The sequence below is a fragment of the Chryseobacterium sp. PET-29 genome, from assembly GCF_025736815.1.
GTDB lineage: Bacteria > Bacteroidota > Bacteroidia > Flavobacteriales > Weeksellaceae > Chryseobacterium > Chryseobacterium nepalense.
In genome coordinates, this window is record NZ_CP107053.1 from 929,792 (window position 1) to 954,112 (window position 24,321).

Sequence of the window (24,321 nt, forward strand, 5' to 3'; positions counted from 1 at the left end):
GAATTTTGGAGCGGAAAATTACAAAATCTAATTTTAACGTATTATGAATTCTGTCCATACGATTGCTTTTGATGCCGATGATACCCTGTGGGTAAATGAAACGTATTTCCATGAAGCCGAAATGGCCTTTTGTGAACTTTTTAAAGATAAACTGCCCAATAAGACGGTTTCTGAAGAATTATTTACTACTGAAATGAAGAATCTTCATCTGTATGGTTATGGGGTAAAAGGTTTTATGCTGTGTATGATGCAAACGGCAGGGAAACTCTCGAATGAAATAAGTTACAGATCACTAGCTGGGAAAATCATTGAAATAGGACACGATCTTTTACAGAAGCCTGTTGAACTTCTGGACGGTGTCGCCGAAACATTAGACCAGTTAAAAGAGCGGTATCAATTGGTAGTTGCTACAAAAGGTGATCTGCTGGATCAGGAACGAAAGCTTAAGAAATCTGGACTGCAGGATTATTTTCATCATATTGAAATTATGAGTGATAAAAAAACGAGCGATTATCAGAAACTGGTCCGGCATCTGGATTGTAAGCCCGAACATTTTCTGATGGTAGGAAATTCAATAAAATCGGATATTCTGCCTGTATTGAAAATGGGCGGCTACGCAGCTCACATTCCTTATCATCTTACCTGGGTCCACGAACACCACGAACAAAAACCGGAATCTGAATTTTTTATGGAGTTTAAAAATATTCGTGAGATGATTAATTATTTAGACAATAAATTTAATCAATAGATTCTTTAATGGCGTATCTGCAAAATTTAAGGTATTTATTAATGTATTCCGATTTATATTTTTTTTCGAAAAAAGCTAACTTTTCAAAGTAAGGAACTTTTACGCCTTCAAGTAAATGATATCCGGCAAGTACTTCCACCATAACCTTCGGACTTTCGGGATTGCTTAGGATTATCTTGTCTAAACGCCAGTTTAATGAATCAATTTCATCAGTTTTCCATTCTGATGTAGTGTTCATAATATCTTTTAAATTTATGTACTTAGATGTATTTTGCTGATGATTGGCAATCATACTGTCTTTCCATTTTCTTTCCCAATCAGCTTCATGGATAATTTGTTTTTCTGCAATAACTCGCTGGTATAATAAATGAGCAATGGTATTTGTTTGTACCACACAGCCCATCATTACTTGAACAGAGTCTTTACTTTTAATATAATACCTGAAGAGCTTTTCAAGGGACTTGGATTTTCTATCAAAAAGGATGCTCATTGCATAAAGCTTTGTAGAAGGAGTACCATTGAATGCAATAAATTCAACTTCACTATCGGAAGCTATTTTTTTGATCTTTTCATTGATTTTATAAACTTCACTTTTATGTCCGTCAATACTAATATTTTTAGATTCATATCTTTCACTTTGTGATAGCAGGTTATAGAGTTTATTAACTGTTGGTGATAATTGCCCAAAGAACATTATTGGCAGGAATAAAAGACAAAAGAAAGTTTTCATGAATTATATGGTTATTAAGCTAAAAAATCCGTTCTGATCAGAACGGATTTTTATAAAAATTATTATTTTTTCAAGCATTTCTCCAGAAACTGATCCTGCTCCCAAAGCAAATGCAGAATGTTTTCTTTCGCAACATATCCGTGAGCTTCCTTGGGAAGAAGAACCATTTTTACAGGTGCGCCAAGATTTTTCAACGCCTGGAAGTACCGTTCCGTCTGAAGGGTAAATGTCCCGGGATTGTTATCGGCATCACCGTGAACCAATAGTAATGGTGTTTTCATTTTGTCGGCATTCATAAATGGTGACATGGTGTTGTAAATTTCCGGAACATCCCAATAATTTCTCTGCTCGCTCTGGAATCCGAAAGGTGTCAATGTACGATTATACGCACCACTTCTTGCAATTCCACAGGCAAAAAGATTGGAATGTGTCAAAAGGTTGGCTGTCATGAATGCTCCATAAGAATGTCCTCCCACCGCAACTTTTTTACGGTCGATGTATCCGAGCTGATCAACAGCATTAATGGCTGCTTCAGCATTGGCAACCAACTGCGGAATGAAAGTGTCGTTCGGTTCTGTTTTTCCTTCTCCGATAATCGGGAATGCAGCGTCATCCAAAACAGCGTAGCCTTTGGTCGTCCAGTATACGAAAGATCCGTAATACGGGAAAGTGAAATCATTCGGATTTTGGGTATTCTGGCCTGCCGTATTTTTGTCTTTATATTCCGTAGGATAAGCCCAGATCAGCAACGGAAGTTTTTCGGTCTTTGCCTTTCTGTCATAACCTGCAGGAAGATAAAGGGTTCCTGTTAATGTTACTCCATCATTTCTTTTGTAGGTAATAACTTCCTTATAAACGTCTTTGATGCTTTCAAACGGATTGGCAAACTGGGTTACCGGTTCTGCTTTATTGGATTTTATATTTTTTTTGTAATAGTTCGGATATTGGCTTGACGACTGTTGGGTTGTCAAAATTTCCCCTTTTGAAGGATTCAAAATATCGATGATTTCTTCTTTTGCATTTTTAAGATTGGAGGTGTAAAGTCTCTTCTTTTTTAAAGTCTTCATATCCATCTCATCCAGAAACGGGTGCTGTCCGTCTTTGGTAAACCCGGCACCAATAAGGTAGGACTTCCCTCCTTTCATATCAACCACATATCTTCCGTATTGGTTTTTGGTGGTGTTAAAATTTCCCGGATCATTGTAAACATCCTGATAATTTCTGTCGTCGATTACTTTAGATTCTCCGTTATTCAGGTCAATCAGATAAGATTTAGTATTTCGAGTATCGTACCAGCCTTCTGAAACAATAGCATAATGATCGTTGGTCCAGCTGGTTCCTTCATATCTTTGTTTTGTTTTGAAGAATGATTTCGGGGCATTGCTGAAAGGAGCTTCCCAGGTAAAAATTTCATCCCTGAAATCTGCCGGTTTTGACTGATCCCCACCGTCCAGCGCTTCAGCATAAACAAGGGTTGCAGGCATATCGCTTCTCCATCCCATATCTCTTTTTCCCATTCTTACCGATGAAAAGCCTTTCGGCATAATCTCATTCAAAGGAATTTCATTAACCACTTTTACAACATTTCCGTTGGTGTCGTAAACTGTTGTTGTCATCGGAAAACGGCTTAAAGGAACAATATAAGAAAATGGTTTTTTAATGGTTGTGGCCATCAGGTAATTTCCGTCCGGAGAATAGCTCAGGCCGGTGTACATATCCTGATCTTTAATTTTCTTAAGATTTCCCTGAAGATCTGCATTATAGATTTCGGAAGCGGTGAGAATTTCAAAATTCTTTTCATCCTGAGGATTTTTAAGCAGATCCTGATACGTTCTGTTTTGTGAAACCTTGCCATCAGAAGTTGAAACAATAGGTCCTGTCGGAAGATCTTTACTGGAATCAATCAGTGCTGGTCTGTTCTGAGGAAGAACTTTTAGCAATAAATTTTTTGAATCTTTATTCCAGGTATAAGGGCTTCCCAGATTGGCGTTCAGGTTATCTGAAGTAATTTTTCTTGCCGTTGCAGTTTCAAGATCGACGATCCAGAGCTCAACACCTTTGTTAGTGGTATTGGTAAACGCAAAAGATTTTTCGTCCGGGGAAAATGAAGTGTACGCAATTTTAGGGTTTTGCGGTAAGTTTTTAACCTGAACTTCGGTTTTATCATTCAGCTTTCGAACTTTTAAATTATTAATATAGGTAGCTGAGCTTGAAATATTAGTCACCGGATTTATTCTGAGTCCGCCAAGTTTCATTTCCTGCTGGCTAAGATCTTCAAGGGTTTTATAAGTCGGTCGGTAGCTGAAAACAATCCAGTCTTTTTTGCTGTTCATTAAGACACTCGGGGGTCTTTCATAGTCTGCCAACTTTAAAATTTCGGCAGATGGCTTTTGGTAACTGATGTTTTCCTGCGCCTGATAGAAATTAAGAAACGCAAGAAGGCAGATGGTTAACTTTATCTTCATTAATTCTCTTTTTGACGAATTTAATGAATTTTATGTTAACCTGAGTCTCTTTCCGTTTATTGAAACAAAATAAAAAAAAGCAGCAAAAAATTGCTGCCTGTATTGTGATTACCAGTCACTGGCTCTTTTTCTTTTTTCGATCATATGATCTACAGAGAATTTTCCGGGTCCGAAAGCAATGAGCAAAAGATATACTGAAAGATAAATAAGACTCATTTCCCGTTTTTCAAAAGGATCTGCTCCATGAACCACAAATGCTGCGATGATCATCGTAAATATTAAAAATCCCAAGGCAACTCTTGTAAACAATCCTAAAATAAGAAGTATGGAACATGCAAATTCTGCGAAAACAGTAAGAACTAAAGATACGGTTGGTCCCATTCCCAGAAAATCGAAGAATTCAATCTTTCCGCCATCCAGAAGCATCTGAAGCTTGGGAAATCCGTGAGACAGCATCGCGAAACCGATAAAAACTCTCACTACCAATAAAATAATATCTTTAAAAACTGTATTAGAATTTGTCGTGTTCAAATAGTTCATTAAGTTAAAATTTAATTAAAGATAACGAAAAATCTTCTTATATAACGGCTTTTCAGCAGTTTTTAGTCTATCGGTAACCGAAGTTTTTCAGATCTCTGTCGTTTTTTCTCCAGTCTTTTTTCACCTTTACAAAAAGGTTAAGGTGAATTTTTTTATTGAAAAATTTTTCCAGGTCCAGCCTTGATTCTGTTCCTACCTTTTTAATAGCCTCGCCTTTATGTCCGATCACAATGCCTTTCTGGGTATCCCGTTCTACATAAATAATAGAATCGATGAAAATAATTCCTTCTTTTTCCTTGAACTGCTCCGTTACCACTTCTACCGAGTAGGGAATTTCTTTATCGTAGTTCAGTAAGATTTTTTCACGGATGGCTTCATTCACGAAAAACCGTTCCGGTTTGTCGGTATATTGATCTTTGTCGTAATACGGGGGATTTTCCGGAAGCAATGATTTCAGTTTCGGTAAAATAATATCGGTGTTAAAAGCATTCAGTGCGGAAATTGGCAGAATCTCGGCTTTAGGAATTCGTTCATGCCATATTTCAACCAGCTTTTCAAGTCCCTCCTGGTTGGTCTGATCCACTTTATTCAACAATAGAAGGACCGGTACGGGGATTTTATTCAGTTTATCAATTAAAAATTCTGAAGGCTCGGCTTTGTCTGTAACATCAACGATGAACAGGAATACGTCTGCATCCTGAAGGGAATCTTTTACAAAATCCATCATTTTTTCCTGCAAGCCATATTTTGGGTCAAGAACTCCCGGCGTATCGGAAAATACGATCTGCAAATCTTCTTCATTATAAATTCCAAAAATTCTGTGGCGTGTTGTCTGTGCTTTCTGGGTAACAATGGCCAGCTTCTCGCCCATCAACTGATTGAGTAAGGTTGATTTTCCGGCATTCGGTTTCCCGACGATATTTACAAATCCTGCTTTGTGCATAAAAATTATATTGAACTGCAAAGTTAATAAAACAAATCTGGTCTTTCGGCCTATTCTCGGGATTTAAAATGATAAGCCCCCGAAAATACTTTAATTCCGGGGGCTTTTTCAATTAAATATATACTTTTATCTGTTGTTGATATCCACTCTTACCGGCATTACATAGGTAGAAGCGATCATATTTTCGTTTAATTTTCTGCTGTCTATTCTGTATTGCAGCTTGCTCAATACGTTCTCGATTTCTCTGCTTACGTTTTTGCAGTCGCCTTTGGAGTGAACATTAACAATCTTTCCGTTTTCGGCGATGTCAAATTTCACTTCAGAATTTACAATTCCCTGCTTGTAATCGGAATTGGTAAAATCGAAATTATCCATCAGAAGATTTCTTATTTCGCTGAATGCATCGGCTTTATTCAACTGTACTTCCTGAATGGTGTTATTATTGGTTGCCTGCCCTTTTGCCGTATTCATTAAGGTTACCAATCCACAAACTAAAAAAGAAGCGATTACTATCTGAATTTTATTTTTCATAACTCGTTGGTTTTAAGTGTTATTTTAAATTATTTACTAACTCTTTACCAAAGATATATAAAAAAATTCATATTAATTTTACATACAGTTAACATTGAGTTAACATTAGAAATTAATTTAATGATTATCAGTGTTTTAAAATTTTAAAAATTTTTAAAATTTAATATTGGGAGTTAATTTCGAGATGAAAAATTTAAAAACTATTAAGTTTTAGGGGTAAAGTTTGTCAAAGTTAAAATCTTTAACAAAGTGTTACCTATGGTTTTCTGTAAAAATTTATTGTAGCTTTTCTTCGATTTTACGACCAATTTCCAGATGATTGTTAAGCTGAATTATTAATTGGGATTTTTCCTTATTACAAAATACCAGAAAATAAATATGGAAAAGACAGAAAGTAATATATTTTCAATCTGAAAAAAACCGAGAATATTTGTGAAGATTAATCTATTGATCCAATAGCATAGGAAAATCTGAAAGAATACCAAAATCAACAACAGCCATACTTTTTTTAATATAAGCTTTAAACATTTTAAAATATAAGCACTTATTAAAGATAACAATAAAAAATAAATGGGCCACCAAACTGAGATTCTCAATAAGCCATAACCAAATGTACCTTCAGTTTCAACTTTTGTATATGTAAAATCTTCAAATCGTGAATCCGAATAAGATGGCATCATAAACTCTTTTAAAATAAAAAGGGTATTGAGCATTATCAGAAAAATAAAGTTGGAAATAATTAGTTTTTTCATGGTATTAGATTGTTATAAAAATAAAAAAAGGAATCTGCATTCACAAATTCCTTTATAATTAAGTTAATATTTCCCTATTCTAACTCCCTCTTCAAAAACTTCCCTGTCAGACTCTTCTTCGACTTCACGATTTCCTCGGGTGTTCCCTGGGCAACGATCTGTCCGCCGTGCTTTCCGCCTTCCGGACCGACGTCGATGATGTGGTCTGCCATTTTGATGACATCCATGTTGTGTTCAATAATGATGAAGGAATTTCCTAATTCCACCAGCTGATTAATTGCGTCCATCAGGATTTTTACGTCTTCAAAATGAAGTCCGGTGGTTGGTTCATCCAGAATGTATAACGTATTTCCGGTTTGTCTTTTGGCGAGTTCCGTAGCTAATTTAATACGCTGTGCCTCTCCTCCACTTAACGTCGTTGACTGCTGTCCCAATGTGATATACCCTAAACCTACATCATGTAAGGTTTTCACTCTGGAATAAATTTTTGGAATCGGCTGGAAAAATTCCACCGCCTCATCAATCGTCATATCCAGCACATCGGAAATCGATTTTCCTTTGTAACGAACCTCTAAAGTTTCCCTGTTGAATCGCTTTCCGTTGCAGGTTTCGCAATGAACATAAACATCCGGCAGGAAATTCATTTCAATCACTTTTAATCCGCCTCCCTGACAGGTTTCACATCTTCCGCCTTTTACATTGAAAGAGAATCTTCCGGGTTTGTACCCACGGATTTTACTTTCAGGCAATTCTGCAAAAAGATTTCGGATGTCTGTAAACATTCCGGTGTAGGTTGCAGGATTGGAACGCGGCGTTCTTCCGATCGGGGTCTGGTCTACATCCACAATTTTATCGATGTTTTCAAGACCTTCAATTTTTTTGTACGGCAAAGGTTCCTGAACAGCTCTGTAAAAATGCCGGTTCAGAATCGGATATAAAGTTCCGTTGATCAGGGATGATTTTCCGCTTCCTGAGATTCCGGTAACCACCACCAGCTTTCCTAAAGGAACATTAAGGGTAACGTTTTTAAGGTTATTTCCGGTTGCACCCTTCAACACAATATTTTTACCGTTCCCTTTACGTCGTTCTTCGGGAATTTCAATCTTTCTTTTTCCGTTGATGTACTGTGCGGTGATCGTATCTGCTTTCAACAGATCTTTGGGTTTTCCCTGCCAGAGAATTTCGCCACCGAATTTTCCGGCTCTCGGACCGATATCCAGTACCTCATCGGCTTCCAGGATCATATCTTTGTCATGCTCCACAACCAATACGGAATTTCCGATATCACGAAGGTTTTTCAGGGAATTGATTAACCGTTCGTTGTCTCTCTGGTGGAGTCCGATACTTGGTTCATCCAAAATATAAAGAACATTCACCAGCTGCGATCCGATCTGTGTTGCCAGACGAATCCTCTGGGATTCTCCTCCGGAAAGTGTTCTGGAACTTCTGCTCAAGCTTAAATAATCCAACCCGACATCCAGCAGAAACTGGAGTCTTGTTTCGATCTCTTTTAATATTTCGTGGGCAATAATTGCATTTTTTTCGGAAAATTTATCTTTAACATCGGCCAGCCATTCTTTTAAATCAATAAGGCTTAAGGCATTAACTTCAGCAATATTTTTTCCGTCAATCTTAAAGCTGAGGCTTGAAGGCTGCAGACGCGTTCCTTTACATTCCGGGCATGTTTCTTCTGTTGTGAAATGTCTTTCAAGAAGTATCGCTTCGTAAGATTCCCTGTCTTCGATGATTTCTTCCATAAAGGCAATAAGACCATCAAAGCTTATTTTAATTTTTTTCGTAATTCCGGCGTATTTCAGGTCTTTGTTGAACTCTTTATGACAGCCGTTATACATGTAATCCAATGCTTCTGCCGGAATGTCTTTCATAGGAGTGGTCATTCCCAAGCCGAAGATTTCAAGAATATTTTTGATCTGGGAAAGAATCCATTTATTGGATTTAAGATCTTCCAAAGGCAGTAAACCTCCCTGGTTGATTGATAATTTAGGATTTTCAATAAAATAATCAGTGTTGATTTTTTTAATGGTTCCCAGCCCTTTACAGGTTGGACAGCTTCCTTTAGGAGAGTTGAACGAAAAGGTATTCGGTTCCGGTAAAGCGAGTGAATGACCGGTTTCGGCATCCATTAAATTTTTAGAGAAATACTCAATATCGGTACTTCCCAGCTTTTGGATTCCGATAAGGCCTTCTCCCATTTCCATTGCCGTACGCAGGGATTTTTCCATTCTGTTTTCCGAGGCACTTTCCCCGATAATCCAGCGGTCGATCACAATATCGATATCGTGGGTTTTATAACGGTCAAGTTTTAAATCATATTCAATGTCCTGCAATTCACCGTCAATTCTTGCCTGTCCATATCCTTTTTTAGCCATCTGTACAAAAAGCTCGTGATAATGGCCTTTTCTGGCTCTTACGACAGGTGCCATCAGCATGATCTTTTCGCCTTTATAATTTTCTTTGATGGTTTCGAGAATCTGCTCTTCGGTGTAGCTTACCAGTTTTTTTCCGGTGGTTTGGGAGTAGGCATCCGAAACTCTGGCAAAAAGGAGACGCAGGAAATCATACAATTCCGTTACGGTTCCTACAGTTGAACGCGGGTTTTTGTTCGTCGTTTTTTGTTCGATGGCAATTACGGGAGAGAGCCCTTCAATTTTGTCAACATCAGGACGTTCGAGCCCTCCAAGAAATTGTCTTGCATAGGCCGAAAATGTTTCGATATAGCGGCGTTGGCCTTCTGCGAAAATCGTATCAAAAGCCAGCGATGATTTCCCGCTTCCTGAAAGACCGGTAATCACAACAAGTTCGTTTCGGGGGATTTTGACATTGATGTTTTTCAGGTTGTGCTCGCGCGCACCGTAAACTTCTATATATTCTGTTGATTTACTCATAATTTGGTGTGATTTTACATGAAAATCACGATGTGCAAAATTACGGAATTTTATGGAATTTTCTGTGTTAAAAAACGTTAGAATATTGATCCTTCATTTCCATATGATTTTTAATTTCAAAAGATTAATCTATAAAAAAAATACCGGTATTAATTTACCGGTATAAATTATATTAATCTAGAATTTATTGTACAAAAGAATTGTAGGAACTCAGGACAGAATCATAAGCAGAACTGATCTCCTGAATATTGCTGTCCGGAATCTTACTGGCAGCTTTAGAATCCCTGATCAGCTTCCTGTATTTATCCAGAAACTCAGTCGCCCTTTTATTGAAGTTTTCAAACAGGGTTTTCTTATAAGCATATTGCTGCCCTTTCACGTCGAATTGTTTTTTTGCATTTAGATCAACTGCTTTTTCCAGTTCGTCATATTTTTTCTGCACTTCTGCTTCATTGAAACCTTGTGTATATTGTTTATCAAGCACATCCATGGTAGCATCAAGATCATTCATCACCGATTTGGATGACACAATATAATCTTTCATCGGATGATCTTTTAAGATAACTTCTTCGGCGGCTTCGGTAGCAGGTTTTATTTTGGTAACAATATTATCACCTGCCAGGAAAAATGCTTTTGCTTCTTCATCAATATCTTTTTGTAAAGCTAGGGCTTTTGCTCCCTGATCGTCCTTATAATCTTCCGAAGTGATATAGGATTTTAGCTCTTCATATTTTTTATCAATACTTTCACGCTTTCTTTTATAGGTAATGAGCTCTGTTTCAATAATTTTCTGTTCACTATCAAAACCGGAAGGAACACCCTTAATTTTGCTTAAAGAATAATCCATTGAGTTAATGACCATCGGCATACTGTAGACGGTTTCTTCTTTAGATTTTTTTACTGCGGCCTCAGCATATTCAACAATGTTCTCTACATGTCTGGAAGTGCTTTTGTAGGAATCTAGGAAATTGTTGTTAAAATCAATAATGGCCTGTGACTGGTCTTCCCCAGCCTTTTCTACTGCATTTTCTATTTTATCAAGTCCTTTTTTGCAGCTCACTGCTGTTACACTCACCGACAGGGCAAGTGCAATCGTCATCATTTTTTTCATAAAAATATTGATATGGTATTTATTGTATAATTATTGGTCAGGAAAAATCGGTGTCTTCATTGGTTACCTTCACTACATATTCTATGCCGTCGATGGCTTTAAGAATAATCTGGTTCCTGAGGATATTGGCCATATTTTCCCAGTAGAGTCTTCCGTAAAATGAATAATTGTTCGGGACAATTTCAACTTCTACGGTTCTTATGAAACCTTCTTTCGGCTTATTGCTGATCATGGTCCCACGTTTTACCCGGACTTCTTTCAGTTCGTCCTTCAGTACCATCCGGCAATAGTTTTTCACATCTTCCAGGGAAATAATTTTATCCCTTGTGGTTAAAGCATATTTATATGCCTGAATACTATCGGTTCCTTTCTGCTCTTCAGCTCCACCAATGGTTTCACTGAGTAATATAAGAACCTGAGATTTCAACTGGTTGGACAATTCCGTTCCCGGACGCATGTGGTTGGCAAGGGTGCAATGTGTGATCCAGAACGAAGCGTAGGTATGATCCGTTTTCTCAACCGGTTCCATAATTACATAGTTCAGCTCCTGCTTAATGCTTCTTTTAGCGTTATTTACTTTCTGAACCATGGACTTCATTTTATCAGACATTTCGCTCAGCAAACCTTTTACATTATCTCTGTTTAATAGAGAGAAAGCGGCGATCTCGTCGCGTGTGAGTTCAAGAACATTGGCGATCATGTCGACAGCGTTTCTGTTGGTAAAACGTTCCATTCCGCCTTTTCTTACGGTGTATAGCCCTTTTTTCAGATTGTCGTTCGGGGTAAACGGAATCTCGGTGTATCTTCTTCCGTCGCCATCCTGAACTTCATCAACATACAGGAAATGCTCACCTTCATCGGTGACCAGCGGAATATTATTTCCCATAATATCGAGGCTGTATTCTGTTTTTTTCCAGCCGCGGTTATAGATTGGAAAGGCATTCAGGACGAAAGAAAAATTATCAAGGATTTCTGCGGAAAACTGTGGTGGAAATTCAAAGGTAAGCCACAGGTAGCGTTTCCCTTCAATATGTTTGGTGATTTCTTCTTTATAATCAACATAACTCAGATTTTCCGGAAGTTGGCCGGGTTCGGAAAATAATGAGTTTGAAATTCCGCTTACTTCAATAAATTTATGATGGTAAATACTTTTTACATCTTCAATGATTTTATTGCGGATAGACTGTTCGTAAAAAATCTGCTCATATCCTTCAGCCTGAGTATTTTTGTAATACGTTAATCCTTCCTTGATAAAAAGCGGATTTCCATTGCTTGTAACCGTAATGTAAGGCAATAACTTATACGTGAAATCCAGGTGCTCAAATGCCGGATTAGAGCAGTAAATGCTTATATATTTCGGAAAAGTTTCCTGGGAATATTTACTGACATCAATGCCAATGGTTACTTTTCGGTAGTCTTCAGGTTTTCCCTGAAACCTTGCAATCGGAATTTTATTCAAACGCTCATCAATGCTGTAGCAGGTATTCCCGACAAACATTATAGCGGTTTGAACGTTGTTAATCCTTACATTCCCCACTGGTGTAAAAGGAATGTTGATTTGTTTATCGGATTCCGATTTTATGGTGGATGTCATATGTTTCCTGAAGAAAAATTCAGTATGTTCCAACATAATTTCTGAAGACTCGAAAGGCTGTGTAAAAGCAATAGCATGTGCAGGAACCGGATGAGTATAGATAGACGGAGTTAACAGTTTTGCCAGTTTTTCAAGAATTCTGGCGTTTACCGTCTGTATTTCATTATTGGCTTTAAAAACTTCCGTGCTGAAAGCGTCAATCAGCAGTTTTACGAACGGATCAAGCGACTGCGGGCTTTTCAGTCCCCATACTTTAGTGGCATTCTGAAGCATTCTCGCCTTTACTGATTCTTTGGAATATATATTCTGATCTAAATTCATAGTTTGTGATTGTGGTGTTAGAAATTAATCAATTGACATCGGGCTGAGAAACAGTTCCGTAGAAAAGCTGAAACGTTCTCCTGTAGCCTCCATTTTTGCATTGATGGCAATTTTTACTTTCTTTTTGATTTCGGTATGTTCTTTTGTGTCGTAAGTATGCTCCACAATCTGAATGTGTGCATCGATCTGCGGATTGACAATCCGGGGTTCATATTCCTGAATCTGCCTTTTGAGACTTTTAATAAAGACCGTTTCCCAGACGGCGCTGGTAACGCCATTGTCGAATTCAAGGTTCCAGACATCATTTCCGTAATTTTCATCATATCTGTTTTCGCCTTTTTTGGTGGTGATCAAAAGCATAATATTATGGGCAATGCTTTCTCCCATATCGCATGTGTCGATGCTTCCTCCTTCCGTCATCAGGGTAGACGGCACAAAAGGCATTCTGTAATTTGGTGTGTCCATAATTCTGCTTCTATATTACATCATAATTGTCGTTTGACAGAAGAGAATACCAAATTAATGATTTTTCATGAAATATAGTACAGTAAAATTCTAAAATTAATGAATGTTTTTAAACCTTTTTGATGTAAAGGGTAAAGAAATTAAGATAAATTATTTTGAATGGATAATTGCACGCTGTAATCTGTTTATTTAAGGATTCGGGGCTTCAAACTTTGTTTGAAGCCCCGAATCCTGCTTTCATTAATACCTTGAAAATTATTTTTTAATAAACTGATAAACCGCATAATCAATCTTAAGGAGATAAGATCCCGAGACAAGATTCTGTATAGAAATGCTCTTTTTATTTTTAAATGGTAAGTTTTCAGAATATATCAATTTTCCTGAAAAATCAAGGATTTGTACCGACTTAACCTGATCTGTTTTTCCTTCAACAAATATTTCATCTTTGGCCGGATTCGGATAAATTCTGAATGCGTTTTCTGATGAAATGAGATCTGATACGGAAAGCACACCCAGATTCTGGCAGTAATCGGAAGAATAAGAATCCCATTCATTATTATTGAAAACTGTGTTGGGCTGGTTGATACCCGCTTTTCTGTATAAAGAAACATTTCCTAATACCAAAAAATTATTCGTGGAAGGAACACCAATTGCATCAACGGTAGTAGATTTATATCTTAATTCTAAATACTGGCTGCCGGAAAATGTCATTTGTGGAGCCGCTGTCGCAAATTTTGCCTGGTTGATGGTATAGCATGAAAAATTAGCATTCGGATTTAAAACTACAAATGTTTCATTGTTCTGTACGATCCCTTCCAGTTCATAAGGGTCAGGGAAATAATAATTGGAGCCGCTCGGAAATTGAATCGATAATCTGTAATCACTCAGGTTGACGGCGTGGCCTGTTCTGTTGGTGATTTCAAGACCTTTATTATTCGAACTTCCCTCAAGATATTTCGAAACAAAAAGATCTTTAGTATAGACATCTGACGCTAAAGTTGTCGTGGAAACGGCATTGCTGTCTGGAGAAAGTAAATAGCCGTTGTCGTATGCTTTTACTGTAAAGGTATATGTGGTGGAGGGTGTTAAATGATCCGCACTGAAAGTAGACCCTTTTGTTGTTGCCACCAGATTTCCATTCTGATACACTTTATAACCTATTACATCGGTGCTTGTACTTGGTGTCCAGCTGAGGGTAACAAAGTAAGCGCTGTTTTGTGTAACCGTTAAATTTGCAGGGCTTTGTGGTGCAGTATTGTCAGTCGTCTGATTCCATATTGCATTTGCCCACGAAGGATTATCAATAAAGGGATTTCTGTTTTTCTGAATAGCATATACTGCATTATTTCTGTCAATTTCCCTTTGAGAAACAGGATCCTGCTGATGCCACTGAAGCAGCATCGCAATATAGGCCGGATCATAAGCTCTTTCTTCGGTTCCATCCAGAGGATTGGTATCTGAAGCAGGATTGGTATTATTGTCAAAATTAAAAGTTCCCAGTTTCCCCTCATAGCGTACGGCGAAGTAAAGGAGACTTCTTGCTACATCTCCCTTAAATTCATCAATCGGCTCATAAACCCGACCAGTATAAGCCATTCCCGGAATAGCAGATTTTGCGATTTTCGACGAATTGGTAAATGTATAATAAACCGGAGATCCCGCAATCCCGTATGGATAATTGCTCCGCAGCTGATTGATTCTGGCATCGGTGGGAACTACATAAAATAAATCGGAATACATAGGATAATTGCTGTAAAAAGTACTTTGAGGCATCATGTGTTCCCTGTTCCAGCCCATGCCTTCCGCGCTGGCGCTCCCGATGATATTTGCAGTCGTATATTCGTAAGCATCCGGACCGGAAGGAATTTCAGAATAAATATCCAGTAATATAGTTGTGTTAGAAGAACCATAATCATAATACCGATCCAGGTCAGTCTGGTTGTAATAATTGGTGAGATCGCCATAATGCCAGTTGATATTTTTTTCAGAGATAATATCATGGAGCTTGGACTTCAAAGCATATCCAGATAAACCCGTAGTTCCATTATAATATCCCGCCGGAGCCTGCGCTGCAGAATAAGATCCTATAAGAATGATAAGATGTAGAAATTTTTTCATGCCGTAAAAATTGGGTGGCTAAAATAGTAAATTAATATCCTTAAAGTTCGGGATTTTTTATTAAATATTATTAACTTTTAAAATATAAAAACCTGAAAATTAAAAAATTGCAACAGGAGTAGAATGCTTTGAATAATTTTTTTGGGCGTTCCGTCAATTTAATTATCTTTGGGAATTAACTATATATCTATATGAATACAGAGACTATTGACAACATTAAAATGATAGCGGAAACAGCAAAAGAGTTTGCTGAAAAGAATATTAGACCTAATATTATGGAGTGGGATGAAAGTCAAACGTTCCCTAAAGATTTATTTCATGAATTAGGAGAAATGGGGTTTATGGGAATTGTTATTCCTGAGCAGTATGGTGGTTCAGGTCTTGGATATCATGAATATGTTACCATTCTGGATGAGATCTCTCAGGTTGATCCTTCTATCGGTCTCTCCGTAGCAGCACATAATTCCCTTTGTACGAATCATATTTATGAATTCGGGAATGAAGAGCAAAGAAATAAATGGCTTCCGCAGCTTGCATCAGGAAAAGTAATCGGTGCATGGGGACTTACTGAGCACAATACAGGTTCTGATTCCGGCGGAATGTCCACTACTGCTGTAAAAGACGGTGATGAATGGATTATCAACGGTGCTAAAAATTTCATTACCCACGCTATTTCAGGAGATATCGCAGTAGTGATGACCAGAACAGGAGAAAAAGGAGCTAAAAATAATTCCACTGCTTTTGTGCTTGAAAAAGGAATGCCGGGTTTCAGTTCCGGGAAAAAAGAAAATAAACTGGGGATGAGAGCATCTGAAACAGCAGAACTTATTTTCGATAATGTACGTGTGCCGGATTCTCACCGTTTGGGAGAAGTGGGAGAAGGTTTCAAGCAGGCCATGAAAATCCTTGACGGAGGAAGAATTTCAATTGCTGCTTTAAGTTTGGGAACAGCAAGAGGAGCTTACAAAGCTGCTTTAAAATATGCTAAAGAAAGACATCAGTTCGGGAAATCGATTTCAGAATTCCAGGCCATTAACTTTATGCTTGCAGATATGGCTACGGAAATTGATGCGGCAGAATTGCTGATCCAAAGAGCAGCTACTTTGAAAAATTCAAAACAGAAGATGACCAAAGAAGGTGCAATGGCAAAACTATATGCTTCCGAAGCCTGTGTAAGAATCGCCAATAATGCCGTTCAGATATTCGGAGGATATGGTTATACCAAAGATTTCCCTGCTGAAAAATTCTACAGAGATTCAAAGCTTTGCACTATTGGTGAAGGAACTTCTGAAATTCAGAGACTCGTAATCGGAAGAGATATTACAAAATAAAAAAACATTTTTAAAATAAATACAAATGATTAAACAAGCACTTTTAGGTGAATTCCTGCATGAGGCAGAGAACACCAGAAAACTTTTAAATGCAATTCCGGACAGTGCATTAGAATGGAAACCTTCTGAAAAAAACTGGACAACGGCACAGTTGGCGTCCCACATTGCAGAAGTCTACAACTGGTATGACGGAACATTTAACAAAGATGTCTTTGATATGGGAACTTATCATTATGATAAGGGCGACATTTCAAAAACGCAGACTATTGTGGAAAAGTTTGAAGAAAATGTAGCCAAAGCTCACGACGTCCTGAATAATTGGGATGAAAGTACGATGATGAATGAATGGAGAATGGAAATGAATGGAAATGTCGCTTTTCCTCCAATGCCGAAGATTCAGGTTATAAGAGCTTTTTTGTTTAATCATTTATATCATCACAGAGGAGAACTAATTGTTTACCTGAGATCCACGGGAAATAAAGTTCCGGGAATGTACGGTCCTACTGCTGATGATAACTCATTTTAAAAAAATTAGAATTATATCATTAAAAAGTGAATAGTACACGTGTTTTGCGTGTGCTATTTTCTTTTTAGGAGAAAATGTAAAAACAGAAATATTTAATGTATTGCATAATTATTTAGATGGAATATCTAAAATATTCTTAAAAAATTTTGTTTTTCGTAATCATATTTTTATTAGATTTGGTATTCCACAATCAAATAAGAATTTATATGAAAAAACAATTAACGTTGTTGGGAATGCTTTTTCTATCTGGCATTTCCTTCGCGCAGACCGATCGTCTCTGGTCTTCAGGTTCAGGAAAAATAACTTCCAACATCTTCGAAAACAAAAGCAATATTATTAATCCTAAAATTTACAGCCTTGATATTAATGGGTTAAAAAATGCTCTTGTTAAAGCTCCAAAAAGGTTGGCTGCCGGAGAAAAATCTGAAATTATCATCTCTTTTCCCAATGCTGAAGGAAGAATGGAAAACTTCAAAGTCAGAGAAAATTCCAATTTCGATCCTCAGCTGGCTGCAAAATATCCTGATATAAAAGCATATGTGGGTGAAGGTCTTGAAAATCCTTCTTCAACTGTTTATTTCAGTGTTTCACCATTAGGACTTTCGTCCATGGAAATTTATGGTGATAAATCTGCGGTTTTTATTGAACCGTACACCAAAGATCTTTCCACTTATATTGTTTATAAAAAATCTGATAAAAAAGACGATCTCAATAAATTTGAATGTACCGTGCTGGATGTTGCCCAGAAAGGTGCTTCAGTGTCTACCAATATGGAGGCAAGGCCTAATGCGGATGATGCTAAATTAAGAACATTCAGACTTGCATTGTCTTGTACTGGAGAATATACGGCTTATTTCGGAGGAACTAAAGCGAATGCTTTAGCTGCAATGAATAACACCATGACCCGCGTCAACGGCGTTTTTGAAAAAGATTTTTCGGCAAGAATGGTTTTAATTTCCAATAATGATGCTGTGATTTATACAAGCGCCTCATCGGATCCCTACTCTGCTGCTGCACAGATGAATAACTGGAACTCCCAGCTACAGTCGACTTTAACATCAGTTATCGGCGAAGCCAATTACGACATCGGTCATCTGTTCGGAGCTTCCGGAGGTGGTGGGAATGCAGGCTGTATCGGATGTATATGTACCAACGGATCCAAAGGAAGCGGCTATACTTCTCCGGCAGACGGAATTCCTTCAGGAGATAATTTTGATATTGATTATGTAGCCCATGAAATGGGACATCAGTTTGGCGGAAACCATACCTTTTCTATGAGCAATGAAGGCACTGGCGCCAATATGGAACCGGGATCAGGATCAACAATTATGGGATATGCAGGAATTACCAGCCAGGATATTCAGCCTCACTCCGATGCGTTCTTCCATGCAATCAGCATTCAGCAGATTACCAATAATATTAAAGCCAAAACCTGTCCTGTAAGCACCAATACCGGAAATTCAATTCCTACAGCTAACGCAGGGTTAGATTACACTATTCCTAAAGGGACACCGTTTATGTTAACGGGAACCGGAACAGATGCCAATGGAGATTCGTTAACCTATATCTGGGAACAAATGGATAATGCTTCTTCTTCCCAGACCGGTGCAAGCTCCGCGGCAAGTGCAACAAAAGCTTCAGGGCCTACTTTCAGATCATTTACTCCAACCGCTTCACCGGTAAGATATTTTCCGAGAATGTCTTCTGTTCTAGCCGGAGCTACAACAACGGCTGGTTCGGAAATTACCGTGGAAGCTTTATCTAATGTAGCAAGAAGCTATAATTTCAGATTTACGGTTCGCGACAATAGAGCCGGTGGTTCAGGAAACAATTCTGATGATGCTGTGATAACGGTAAACGGAACTGCAGGACCATTCAGCGTAAGCTCTCAGAATTCAGCAACAACATATACGGGAGGAACATCTCAAACGGTGACCTGGAATGTTGCGGGAACAACGGCAAATGGCGTAAATGCAGCAAATGTGGATATTCTTTGGTCTACTGACAGCGGAAATACATGGACTACCCTGTTGGCAGGAACTCCAAACGACGGTTCTCAGGCAGTAACGATTCCTAATTCATCTACCACCACGGGAAGAATCATGGTAAAAGGATCCAATCATATTTTCTTTGATGTAAATAATGCCAACATCACAGTAAATGCAGGATCAGGAACAGTAGATACTACGGCTCCGACAGCACCTTCATTAGCAGCGTCAGGAACTACTTCTACAAGCACCAATCTATCATGGTCCGGAGCAACGGATAATGTTGCGGTAACAGGTTATGATGTTTACCAGGGAGCTTCTTTAATCGGTTCTACGGCTTCTACATCGTATACCGTAACAAGTCTTAGCCCTTCTACAACATATACTTTCTCGGTAAGAGCAAAAGATGCGGCTGGAAACGTATCATCTTCAAGCAACTCGGTAAGCGTAACCACATTGTCCGGAAGTACTGTTTCCTATTGTTCGGCATCTGCAAATAATACAGCAGATGAAAGAATCGGTAATGTGAAATTCGGTACGATTAATAATACCTCTACAGGAACTGCCGGTTATGAAAACTTCACATCAATCTCTACCAATGTTACAAGGGGAACAGCTTATGCAATTTCGGTAACTCCTGTTTGGACGTCTACGGTTTATAGTGAAGCGTATGCAGTATATATCGACTACAACGGAGACGGAGACTTTACAGACAGCGGAGAACTGGCCTGGTCTAAAACAGGTTCTACCACAAGTCCCGTAACAGGTTCTATCACAATTCCTTCAACAGCTACTTTAGGTAGCACAAGAATGAGGGTCATGATGCAGTACAGTTCGGTTCCTTCCTCTTCATGCGGAACGTATACCTACGGACAGGTGGAAGATTATACATTAAACATCGTATCTTCCGGAAGAGGTGAAATCGGTACGAAAGATCTTATAACAGATATTAAACTGTATCCAAACCCGGTGAAAGACATTTTATATATATCAAATACGACGGCAGAAGATTATAAAATCTTCGATATGGGTGGAAAACTAATCAACTCTGGAAAACTCGAAAGAGGTTCTGTCAATGTAAGCAGTCTTATTAAAGGAGCTTATATGATTCAGATCGGAGAAACCTCCAAGAGATTCATTAAAAACTAATAACTGATCAATTAATATTGAGTAAAGGCTGTCCGGAAACGGGCAGCCTTTTTTTATGGGTGATGAGCAATTAGTAATAAGTAATAAATCATGATTGATTTGCAATTCAAAATTTAGAATTTAAAATTCAAGATTAAGAACTAATGATTTTCATTTAATTATAAAAACCTAAGTCCTGAATTCTGATTTCTGAAACCTAATTTTTATATTTGCCTAAATAAAAAATATTCATGGATAAAATTGACAGTCTGAACCAGGTAGCAGAATTCCACACAACTTTTAAAGCCCCTATTTTAGATACTCCGCAAATTCCTTCGCCGGAAAGATGCAACCTAAGGGTTGAACTTTTACAGGAAGAACTGAACGAATTGAAACAGGCCATTGCAGATAATAATATCGTAGAAATTGCCGATGCTTTGTGTGATCTTCAGTATGTTTTAAGCGGTGCGGTTCTGGAATTCGGACTTGGCAGTAAATTTGTAGAACTGTTCAACGAAGTACAGCGATCCAACATGTCGAAGGCTTGTGACAATGAAGAGCAGGCACAGGAAACTGTAGAATTCTACAAAGAAAAAGAGGTAGAATCATTTTTTGAAAAATCAGGTGAAAAGTATAATGTTTACAGGAAAGCAGATCATAAAGTTCTGAAAAACAAATATTATTCTCCTGCCGATCTGAAGACAATTATTGAAAAATAGAATGAAAAAAATTATTAAAAGTATTCTTACGGTCTCCGTATTGTTCCTTGCCCTTCAGCAGTTCTCTGCACAAAAAGTCGTTGTGGGCCGCGAAGTGGAAACCACCAGCGACGGGAAAATGCTGCTGGGAAATCAGCTGAAAGAAAAATTCCTGGAAGCTCCGTATTCGGATTGGTATGTAAAAGAGCACGACGAATATGCACTGGACCAAAAAGCCATCAGCGAACTTAAAAAAGGGAAAATTAATTCTTATAATATGGTTGTTTTCATGGGAACATGGTGTGAAGACAGCCACAGGGATTTCCCACGCCTCATGAAGATTCTTGAGGAAGTAAAATTCCCCGAAAGCAAGCTTACCATTATCGCAGTCAACCGTAAAAAGGAATCCCCGACAGGAGATGAAGTACGGTACAACGTTCAGAAAGTACCTACAATTATTGTAGAAAGATATGGTAAAGAAATCGGCAGGATTATAGAAATGCCGACGACAGGATATATTGAAAGAGATCTTGCTGAAATATTAAACAAGGATGACCAGTCCGTAATTAAAGAAATTTTTAATAAATAAATCTTGAGAAATTTTAAAGTAATATTACCGTTTCTGGCAGGTGTCATTCTAATGATGATCCTGTTTTTCAGCTTCAGATCCTGTTTAAATCCTGCTGAGAAAACTGAAAAGTCAGATTATTATATTCTGACCAATCAGATTTCAAAGATGAATAAAATGGTCGTTCTGGAACAGAATACTTCCTCCATGCAAAAGACCAAAATGGGCTACGAATTTTTTGGAAAAGAAGTATCCAGTAACAGTATTATCACTTATACTAAAACCAATGCGCAGGTTTCGTATGATCTGAACAAAATGAAAATGGAAGTAGATTCCATTAATAAAAAATTAATTATTACAGAACTTCCGGAGCCGGAGATAAGAATTACGCCAAGTGTGGAAATCCAGTCGCTGGATGATTCTTTCTTTAACAGAATTTCTGAAAAAGACATTAAAAATGTTACTCAGAAAGCTAAAACTACAGCTATAAATTCTATCGATCAGAACAGGCTGAAAAGTGAAGGCAAAGAGCAGCTCATGGAAAATCTCAATACGATTTTTGTTTTGGCAAAGGCTTTGAATTATACAATAGAAGACCAGACAGGAAAGCTGGGCATTCTAAAACTGTAAAATTTAAAGCAATGAACTCAGAAGAAAACAAAAAAAAGGAATCTGCAAACACCGCAGAAACAAAAAAGCAAAATGAGGATTTCCAGAATATCCCTGCAGCATCAAAGAAAACAAATCCTTCTGATGTAGGCAAGGAAGACGTTCAGAAATCTTCAAAAAACAACGAATCCGGAAAAACGGACAATATCAAAGGATAACATAAAAAGGTTCTGCTTATAAAAGCGGAACCTTTTTTAGAAAAAAAATATACAAATAAAAATCAAACCGTATAAAAATTCGCTCCGCCGTCTGAATTTTATGGACTGTTAACTATATTATCTAATTTTCAGCGAAGCGAAATTATTTTTTTAATCAGACAATCGTAGATTTTCCGATTTTTACATTCTCAAAATTATAATAAGACTTTTCGGAATATTTAATGTAATCGGCAATAAAGCTCCCTACTTCACCCGTCGAATAATGCTGTTCTGCATTCAGATCCATTGTTACATATTTATTTTCAATGGCATATTCTACAGACTGTCTTAATTTTTCCGCCGCCTGTCCCAGTCCGAGATAATCCAGCATCATTGCTGTACTTAAAACAGACGCCACAGGATTGGCAATTCCTTTTCCTTTTGCCTGCGGATAAGACCCATGAATTGGTTCAAATAAAGCATTTTCATTTCCGATGGAAGCCGAAGGAAGAAGACCGATAGACCCTCCGATCACGCTCGCTTCATCCGAAATAATATCCCCGAACATATTTTCCGTTACAATTACATCAAACTGTTTCGGGTTTAAAATCAACTGCATTGCTGCATTATCCACGAACATAAAATCAAGTTCCACATCCGGATATTCCTGTGCAATCTCTTTACAGACTTTTCTCCATAATCTGGAAGTATCTAAAACGTTAGCTTTGTCAATCAGGGTTAATTTTTTCCTGCGTTTTTGCGCTTCCTGAAAAGCCATATGAACGATCGGTGCAATTTCATCACGATTGTATTTACAAATATCATAAGCGTATCCTGCTTCTTCATCGGTAAATTTTTCACCGAAATAAATTCCGCTCACAAGCTCCCGGAAAATCTGGATATCGGCACCTTCAATAATTTCTTTTTTCAGAGGGCTTTTGTCAATCAGGGAAGAATATGTTTTTAAAGGACGGATGTTGGCAAAAAGTCCGAGCTCCTTTCGCAGTTTAAGTAAACCTTGTTCCGGACGAACTTTTGCATCAGGATTATGATCAAAAGACGGATCTCCGATCGCTCCGAAAAGTACTGCATCAGACTCTTTGCAGATTTGCAGCGTCTCTTCCGGTAAGGGATTTCCCGTCTTAAAAATCGCTTCTGCGCCCATCAATCCGTACGTGAATTCGAAGGTATAATTAAAAACTTCGCCAATTGCGTTCAGAATTTTAGTGCTTTCGTTCACTACTTCCGGTCCTATTCCGTCTCCGGGAAGAACGGCAATTTTAAAACTTGTTTTCATATATTTTCTGCGTTTTTAATTCAAACTCCTGAATGGCTTTTTTCCTGCTGATCAGAAAATCAATATCATCGTACCCGTTCATCAGGCAGATTTTTTTATAAGAATCAATTTCAAAATATTCGGAACGATTTCCAAATTGTATGGTCTGGCTTTCCACATCAACCTTTATTTCTGCTTCAGGATTTTCGGTAATGCCATCTAAAATTTCCTTTAAAAAACTTTCCGAAACTTTTACAGGAAGCAACCCGTTATTTAAAGCATTTCCTTTAAAAATATCGGCAAAAAAGCTGGATATAACAACTTTAAAACCATAATCCGTCAACGCCCACGCTGCATGTTCCCGACTGCTTCCACAGCCGAAATTATTTCCCGCCACCAGAATTTCACCTGAGTATTTTGAATTATTTAATACAAAATCGGGATTTGCTTCATTCGTATGAACACGGTACCTCCAGTCCCGGAAAAGGTTTTCACCGAACCCTTTTTTATCAATACTTTTTAAAAACCGGGCCGGAATAATCTGGTCGGTATCTATATTTTCTGCCGGCAACGGAATTGCCCGGGATTGTATAATGACTAATTTTTGCATTTTGTGCTAAATCAATTATAGTTATTTATTCAATTAATTTTCAGGAGCTTAATCCCGCTATCCACTCATACTCCTCGCTCCCATTCTTCCCGCCTTCTCCAATACTAAATCCTTATATTCCGGCATTTCTCCAGCTCTTGCTCCGGGGTAACCGTTTCTATCGGGG

Annotated in this window: 20 protein-coding genes; 8 read left to right on the plus strand and 12 right to left on the minus strand. The window is 37.9% G+C overall.

Annotated elements, in window-relative coordinates:
• Positions 1 to 43 precede the first annotated feature (43 nt).
• A complete protein-coding gene (locus ODE14_RS04100) occupies positions 44 to 748 on the plus strand; it encodes an HAD family hydrolase (RefSeq protein WP_263603068.1) in 705 nt (234 codons plus the stop codon).
• Here ODE14_RS04100 and ODE14_RS04105 read toward each other — a convergent pair.
• The 10 genes from ODE14_RS04105 to ODE14_RS04150 form a co-directional block, all read right to left on the minus strand.
• On the minus strand, positions 738 to 1,478 hold the full coding sequence (locus tag ODE14_RS04105; RefSeq protein WP_263603069.1) for a hypothetical protein: 741 nt from the start codon (positions 1,476 to 1,478) through the stop codon (positions 738 to 740). The genes ODE14_RS04100 and ODE14_RS04105 overlap by 11 nt on opposite strands.
• A gap of 62 nt (positions 1,479 to 1,540) precedes the next feature.
• Positions 1,541 to 3,943, minus strand: coding sequence for an alpha/beta hydrolase family protein (locus ODE14_RS04110; RefSeq protein ID WP_263603070.1), 2,403 nt, complete (start codon positions 3,941 to 3,943; stop codon positions 1,541 to 1,543).
• 108 nt (positions 3,944 to 4,051) lie between these two features.
• Entirely contained in the window at positions 4,052 to 4,483 is a 432-nt protein-coding gene (locus ODE14_RS04115) for a DoxX family protein (protein WP_263603071.1), read from the minus strand.
• Positions 4,484 to 4,550: 67 nt separating this feature from the next.
• Entirely contained in the window at positions 4,551 to 5,426 is an 876-nt protein-coding gene (era, locus tag ODE14_RS04120; protein ID WP_263603072.1) for a GTPase Era, read from the minus strand.
• A gap of 126 nt (positions 5,427 to 5,552) precedes the next feature.
• On the minus strand, positions 5,553 to 5,957 hold the full coding sequence (locus ODE14_RS04125; protein ID WP_263603073.1) for a hypothetical protein: 405 nt from the start codon (positions 5,955 to 5,957) through the stop codon (positions 5,553 to 5,555).
• 826 nt (positions 5,958 to 6,783) lie between these two features.
• Positions 6,784 to 9,615, minus strand: coding sequence for an excinuclease ABC subunit UvrA (uvrA, locus tag ODE14_RS04130; RefSeq protein ID WP_248393505.1), 2,832 nt, complete (start codon positions 9,613 to 9,615; stop codon positions 6,784 to 6,786).
• Between the two features lie 184 nt (positions 9,616 to 9,799).
• Positions 9,800 to 10,717 carry a YiiG family protein gene (locus ODE14_RS04135; protein ID WP_263603074.1) on the minus strand — a complete coding sequence of 306 codons (918 nt, stop codon included), beginning with the start codon at positions 10,715 to 10,717 and terminating at the stop codon, positions 9,800 to 9,802.
• Between the two features lie 46 nt (positions 10,718 to 10,763).
• Positions 10,764 to 12,641 carry a type VI secretion system baseplate subunit TssF gene (locus tag ODE14_RS04140; protein ID WP_263603075.1) on the minus strand — a complete coding sequence of 626 codons (1,878 nt, stop codon included), beginning with the start codon at positions 12,639 to 12,641 and terminating at the stop codon, positions 10,764 to 10,766.
• Between the two features lie 24 nt (positions 12,642 to 12,665).
• The gene (locus tag ODE14_RS04145) at positions 12,666 to 13,106 is read right to left on the minus strand and encodes a GPW/gp25 family protein (RefSeq protein WP_248393502.1); all 441 of its coding nucleotides are present in this window, start codon (positions 13,104 to 13,106) and stop codon (positions 12,666 to 12,668) included.
• A gap of 255 nt (positions 13,107 to 13,361) precedes the next feature.
• The gene (locus tag ODE14_RS04150) at positions 13,362 to 15,224 is read right to left on the minus strand and encodes an endonuclease (protein ID WP_263603076.1); all 1,863 of its coding nucleotides are present in this window, start codon (positions 15,222 to 15,224) and stop codon (positions 13,362 to 13,364) included.
• Positions 15,225 to 15,415: 191 nt separating this feature from the next.
• Here ODE14_RS04150 and ODE14_RS04155 point away from each other — a divergent pair, with 191 nt between their 5' ends.
• The 7 genes from ODE14_RS04155 to ODE14_RS04185 all read left to right on the plus strand — a co-directional run bounded on the left by ODE14_RS04155 (position 15,416) and on the right by ODE14_RS04185 (position 22,290).
• Positions 15,416 to 16,555: an acyl-CoA dehydrogenase family protein gene (locus tag ODE14_RS04155; protein ID WP_263603077.1), complete on the plus strand. Its 1,140-nt coding sequence runs from the start codon at positions 15,416 to 15,418 to the stop codon at positions 16,553 to 16,555.
• A 25-nt stretch (positions 16,556 to 16,580) separates the two neighbouring features.
• On the plus strand, positions 16,581 to 17,081 hold the full coding sequence (locus ODE14_RS04160) for a DinB family protein (RefSeq protein WP_248393499.1): 501 nt from the start codon (positions 16,581 to 16,583) through the stop codon (positions 17,079 to 17,081).
• Positions 17,082 to 17,287: 206 nt separating this feature from the next.
• Positions 17,288 to 20,218, plus strand: coding sequence for a reprolysin-like metallopeptidase (locus ODE14_RS04165; protein WP_263603078.1), 2,931 nt, complete (start codon positions 17,288 to 17,290; stop codon positions 20,216 to 20,218).
• Positions 20,219 to 20,448: 230 nt separating this feature from the next.
• Positions 20,449 to 20,916: a nucleoside triphosphate pyrophosphohydrolase family protein gene (locus tag ODE14_RS04170; protein WP_248393497.1), complete on the plus strand. Its 468-nt coding sequence runs from the start codon at positions 20,449 to 20,451 to the stop codon at positions 20,914 to 20,916.
• A gap of 1 nt (position 20,917) precedes the next feature.
• Positions 20,918 to 21,484 carry a TlpA family protein disulfide reductase gene (locus tag ODE14_RS04175; protein WP_263603079.1) on the plus strand — a complete coding sequence of 189 codons (567 nt, stop codon included), beginning with the start codon at positions 20,918 to 20,920 and terminating at the stop codon, positions 21,482 to 21,484.
• A 3-nt stretch (positions 21,485 to 21,487) separates the two neighbouring features.
• Complete coding sequence (locus tag ODE14_RS04180; RefSeq protein WP_263603080.1) at positions 21,488 to 22,093, plus strand: DUF4230 domain-containing protein; 606 nt, start codon at positions 21,488 to 21,490, stop codon at positions 22,091 to 22,093.
• Positions 22,094 to 22,104: 11 nt separating this feature from the next.
• The gene (locus ODE14_RS04185) at positions 22,105 to 22,290 is read left to right on the plus strand and encodes a hypothetical protein (RefSeq protein ID WP_263603081.1); all 186 of its coding nucleotides are present in this window, start codon (positions 22,105 to 22,107) and stop codon (positions 22,288 to 22,290) included.
• A 154-nt stretch (positions 22,291 to 22,444) separates the two neighbouring features.
• Here the strand turns inward: ODE14_RS04185 and leuB are convergent, their stop codons facing one another.
• Positions 22,445 to 23,566 (minus strand): 3-isopropylmalate dehydrogenase, encoded by a 1,122-nt coding sequence (leuB, locus tag ODE14_RS04190; protein ID WP_263603082.1) that lies wholly within the window; start codon positions 23,564 to 23,566, stop codon positions 22,445 to 22,447.
• On the minus strand, positions 23,550 to 24,155 hold the full coding sequence (leuD, locus tag ODE14_RS04195; protein ID WP_263603083.1) for a 3-isopropylmalate dehydratase small subunit: 606 nt from the start codon (positions 24,153 to 24,155) through the stop codon (positions 23,550 to 23,552). The genes leuB and leuD overlap by 17 nt, the downstream gene beginning before the upstream one ends.
• Positions 24,156 to 24,321: the final 166 nt, after the last annotated feature.